Origin of the sequence: Vibrio sp. 10N.261.52.A1 (genome assembly GCF_002876325.1) — a bacterium.
Lineage (GTDB): Bacteria > Pseudomonadota > Gammaproteobacteria > Enterobacterales > Vibrionaceae > Vibrio > Vibrio chagasii.
Genome location: NZ_MCYD01000834.1, coordinates 1 through 4,815, shown reverse-complemented (window position 1 = coordinate 4,815; position 4,815 = coordinate 1). Strand labels below are relative to the sequence as shown.

Sequence of the window (4,815 nt, the reverse complement as noted above, 5' to 3'; positions counted from 1 at the left end):
CTCCAAGGGTATTGGAATATTAAGGAGATACATTATGTGCGCAAAACACGCAGCGTGCCGCTCAGTAAAAGTGGACGTTCAACCACAAGCAGCCGCAACAAGCTGCTCTAGCCCTAAAATTTCAAGCATTACTGCAGCTGGTACATCAACAGCATGTTGCAGCTCTTCTTCAACGACAGTCGCGTCATCGGGTGATGGCTGTTGTAGTTCAGACAGTGGAGAAGAAGACAGTCAGTCCTCAACGATAACGAACGATGCCCAATTTTCTAAAAGTTGGTTGGTTTCCGGAATGGACTGTCCAGCTTGTGCCAGAAAAATAGAAAAAGCGATCAGTAATATCGACGGTGTAATTCAAGCGAAGGTGCTCTTTGCTACCGAAAAACTGGTTGTGAAATATAACAATGAAAGTCTTGCTGACACCATCGAACAAGTCTCTATTAACACTGGCTTCCCGTTAACGGAAGTGGGTTCTAAGAAAGAAAAGCAACAACCAGAGACATTTTGGCAAGCGCATATCCAACCTAATTTACAGATCATAGCGATAGCCGCTGCGATGCTGTTCGCGGCGTTACTGAAAAGCTCAGCGCCTCAATTAAGTGAAGGTTTATTCATCGCGACCTGTCTACTTGGACTGTATCCGGTCGCTAAGAAAGCCGTTCAGCTCGCTCGCTCGGGAACTCCTTTCGCGATAGAAACCTTAATGAGTGTGGCTGCACTGGGTGCGCTATACCTTGGCGAGACCGCAGAAGCGGCAATGGTATTACTTCTTTTCTTAATTGGTGAACGCTTAGAGGCTTTTGCTTCTTCAAGAGCAAGAAGCGGCGTTCAAGCGCTAATGGCGTTAGTGCCTGAGAATGCGACCAAGATTATTAACGGTGAGCGTGTTGAAGTAGCAGTAAGCGAATTGGTACCTGGCGATGTGATTGAAGTGGCTGCGGGTTCTCGTTTGCCAGCAGATGGTCAGTTGATTACCGATGCTGCGAGTTTTGACGAAAGTGCGTTGACTGGCGAGTCTGTGCCTGTGGAGCACACTCAAGGTAATAGCATCATGGCTGGTGCTGTGGTAGTCGATAAAGTGGTACGCATTACGATTACCTCTAAACAAGGTGAGAACGCCATTGACCGTATTCTTCACCTGATTGAAGAGGCGGAATCGCGTAAAGCGCCATTGGAACGTTTCCTTGATAAGTTCAGTCGTTGGTACACACCATTGATGATGGTGGTCGCTTTGCTTGTCATCATCACGCCACCATTATTATTTGCTCAACCGTGGGAAACATGGGTGTACCGTGGTCTAGCACTACTGTTAATCGCGTGCCCTTGTGCCCTTGTTATTTCAACACCTGCGGCGATCACTTCTGGTTTGGCTGCAGCAGCAAAACGCGGCGCGCTAATTAAAGGCGGTGCAGCTCTTGAGCAGCTTGGTAAGATCGAAACCATTGCTTTCGATAAAACAGGCACACTGACTGAAGGTAAGCCTCAGGTGACTGATATTGAGCCACTAGCAGGTTGGCAGAAAGATGCGATGCTTCGTGTGGTTGGCGCTATTGAGGTTGGCTCTACTCACCCATTAGCAAAATCGCTGGTGGCGAAAGTTGAAGAATTAGGCATTGATATTCCAGAGTCTCACAACAAGAAAGCGCTGATTGGTAGTGGCGTGGAAGGTGACGTCGATGGTGTGAAATATCGAGTGCTTGCGCCATCTAAACTTGATTTCGCTTTGGATGCACAGGTATCTAAGCAAATCGAATCGCTAGAAGATGAAGGTAAAACCGTCGTTGTTGCATTAGAGGTTAAAGACTCTGCTCAGGCAGCCAATGCGATTGGCTTGATTGCATGGCAAGACACATTACGCAGTGATGCGAAGTTAGCGATTGAGCGCCTTAATGGTCTCGGCATTCAATCCATTATGCTGACAGGGGACAACCCGCGCAGTGCTGCCGCGATCAGTGGCAAAGTTGGCATGCAGTACAAAGCGAGCCTGCTTCCAAGTGATAAGGTGTCTTATGTACAAGAGTTGTCTCAACAGTCGCATGTAGCCATGGTTGGAGATGGCATTAACGATGCGCCCGCGATGAAAACCGCGCATGTCGGTATCGCAATGGGTGGGGGCACAGACGTTGCTCTGGAAACTGCTGATTCAGCACTGACTCATAACCGTCTAACTGAATTACCAGCAATGATTGAGCTGTCGCAAGCGACCATCAATAATATCCGTCAAAACGTCGCTCTGGCTCTTGGCTTGAAAGGTGTTTTCTTAGTGACGAGCTTATTTGGTATTACGGGGTTATGGGTAGCGGTTCTAGCGGACAGTGGTGCAACAGCACTGGTGACATTGAACGCATTGCGCCTGCTACGATTCAAGTCTAAATCTGATTAAATCTAACGCTCTTATATAAAGTTGCCTACTATATAAACGCCTTTAGCGGTAATACGTTAAAGGCGTTTTTTGTCTCATTAGTATGCAACACAGGTGCTTACATTGCTTACTTTTGTGATGCCAATCGGTTTTTCGTGAAACTTGAAATCTTGTTGCGATCATTCATGTGACGGGTGTCACTTCATTTTGTGGTGAGCTTGGTTAGAGTGTGTTCGTACCCCACGAATTTACTATGAGCTTAAATAAGGGTAAAAAGCCCAATAAGCCAAAAGGAGCGAACTATGTCTCAAGCTGTTTTCCATTTAGGTGTTACTGAAGCAGATCTTAACGGTGCTACTCTTGCGATCATTCCAGGTGATCCTGCTCGTGTACAAAAAATTGCAGAAGAGATGGAGAACCCAGTATTTCTTGCTAGCCATCGTGAATACACACTTTACCGCGCAGAACTAGACGGTAAGCCAGTGGTAGTATGTTCAACAGGTATCGGTGGTCCATCTACCTCTATCGCTGTAGAAGAGCTAGCTCAATTGGGTGTTCGCACTTTCCTACGTGTTGGTACTACTGGTGCTATCCAACCTCACGTAAATGTGGGTGACATGATTGTTTCTACTGGTTCTGTTCGTCTAGACGGTGCTAGCCTACACTTTGCTCCTATGGAGTTCCCTGCAGTTGCTGACTTCGAAGTGGCAACAGCAATGAAAGCGGCAGTTGAAGAATCAGGTGCAGCCGTTCACATGGGCGTAACCGCTTCAAGTGATACGTTCTACCCAGGTCAAGAGCGTTACGACACGTTCTCAGGTCGCGTAGTTAAGCGTTTCCAAGGTTCTATGCAAGAGTGGCAAGACATGGGCGTTCTAAACTTCGAAATGGAATCTGCAACGCTGCTAACTATGTGTGCAAGTTCTGGTCTGAAAGCGGGTTGTGTTGCTGGTGTAATCATCAACCGTACTCAAAAAGAGACGCCTGATCACGATACACTAAAAGTAACAGAAGCACGCTCAATCAAAGTGGTTGTAGAAGCTGCTCGTAAAATGCTTTAAGTAGCAAAAGTGCTTTAAGTCTTAATCTGACAGCAAATTTTGAAAATGGCCGCATCGATTGATGCGGCCATTTTTTATTTACTCGTTAAGTGACAGAGAGAAAACAGATAAGAAAAAGGCGAGTCACTAAATAGCGATTCGCCTTTGTTATATCTATTGAAGAGAAGCTTGCTCTTAAATGTTTCTTTTTAGCACTCTTGGTCTTCGTTACCGCCAGCAGCCGTAAACCAAGCAGTTAGGTGCGTTTTAAGATCTTTCAATTCATCTGGGCCGATCAGAGCAAGGCCAAGATCTTCTGCGCGTGTTATGTCGTTATGACGAAGAGGGCGGAAGCTCACTAGCATTGCACGAGCTTGTAGGCCACCTAATAGGTCTCTTAGTGACTCCAGTTTGTATAACGTGTCATCACCGTCATCACGCATGCCTTTCGTCTTACATTCGATGATGTGCAGTTTATTGTTCACCACAGATGCCACATCTAGCTCATTTCGAACTTCACGCTCGCCGAGCTGGCGGTATACCTGAACATTCAAAGAGCGGTCTTGAATGGTTGGCATGTCGTCTTGGATCTGTTTGACGGTGCTGTGAACCAGAGTTTCAAGCCATTCACCATTTGAGAAGCGTCGTGCGTCTTCATTAGCGAAAGTCAAAATACCATTGTCGTAAGTGGCGATCTTAGCTTCAACTAAATCACTCAATAGCATGTTTAGTTCACGATAGCCTTGCTGTTTTTCGGATAACTCAACATCCAGCTTCTGCTCTTTACGACAAGTGGTTGCAAGGTAGTTCAGTGTCGCTAGGCCAGGACCTAATTCAAGTGCGTTACTTGCCCAACGTTCACCTAGCTCATAAAGCTTTTGGTCTAATTGCGGAGGCAATTGCACGTCGCTGAATTCACCACGAGCGCCAAATACCGTGAGGTAATCGTCGATAGTGATGCGGTCTTGAACTTGGGCGTCTTCTTTGCCATTCGGGTACAGCCAGCATAGTTTGTCACTATTTGGTTCTACAACGAAAATAGGCCAGTGGTAAGTTCGGAACACTTCGTAGACTGAAAGTAGACGGTGACGTAGACCACAACTTGCGTTGAGTTTCACTTCTTGTCCACGTGCTTTTAAATCTTCAGCGAGGTTTTGAATGGATTCTTTAATCACGGACGTGTTTACGATCGTAGGAATTTCAAAAAACTCACTGGTAATGTCGCGCTTTTGTAAAACGCTGTCTAAGCGTTGATACATATCGACTTGATTTTTGTCGCCGATGAACACGATGTGTGTGCTGACCGTACGGTTATCAAGCAGTGGGGTAAGCAAGCGAATGGGGTCTTGATCGATAATGCCAACATGAACAGCCATATAAATTCCTTAATAGCGGCTCGCTCATAAAGGTGAAAGA

The 4,815-nt window shown here is 46.2% G+C and carries 3 protein-coding genes; 2 read left to right on the top strand and 1 reads right to left on the bottom strand.

Features of this window, described 5'->3' with window-relative positions; genetic code table 11:
- Positions 1 to 34: 34 nt before the first annotated feature.
- Positions 35 to 2,380: a zinc/cadmium/mercury/lead-transporting ATPase gene (locus BCT81_RS17775; protein WP_102425314.1), complete on the top strand. Its 2,346-nt coding sequence runs from the start codon at positions 35 to 37 to the stop codon at positions 2,378 to 2,380.
- Between the two features lie 281 nt (positions 2,381 to 2,661).
- Complete coding sequence (udp, locus tag BCT81_RS17770) at positions 2,662 to 3,420, top strand: uridine phosphorylase (protein WP_017632176.1); 759 nt, start codon at positions 2,662 to 2,664, stop codon at positions 3,418 to 3,420.
- A gap of 188 nt (positions 3,421 to 3,608) precedes the next feature.
- On the opposite strand, the gene BCT81_RS17765 is transcribed toward udp, so the two are convergent.
- On the bottom strand, positions 3,609 to 4,775 hold the full coding sequence (locus BCT81_RS17765) for a DUF1887 family protein (RefSeq protein WP_061031798.1): 1,167 nt from the start codon (positions 4,773 to 4,775) through the stop codon (positions 3,609 to 3,611).
- Positions 4,776 to 4,815 lie beyond the last annotated feature (40 nt).

Bases quoted from the DNA above. Each gene is read 5' to 3' on its own strand.
- udp (WP_017632176.1), top strand. From the start codon at position 2,662: ATGTCTCAAGCTGTTTTCCATTTAGGTGTTACTGAAGCAGATCTTAAC.
- BCT81_RS17775 (WP_102425314.1), top strand. From the start codon at position 35: ATGTGCGCAAAACACGCAGCGTGCCGCTCAGTAAAAGTGGACGTTCAA.
- BCT81_RS17765 (WP_061031798.1), bottom strand. From the start codon at position 4,775: ATGGCTGTTCATGTTGGCATTATCGATCAAGACCCCATTCGCTTGCTT.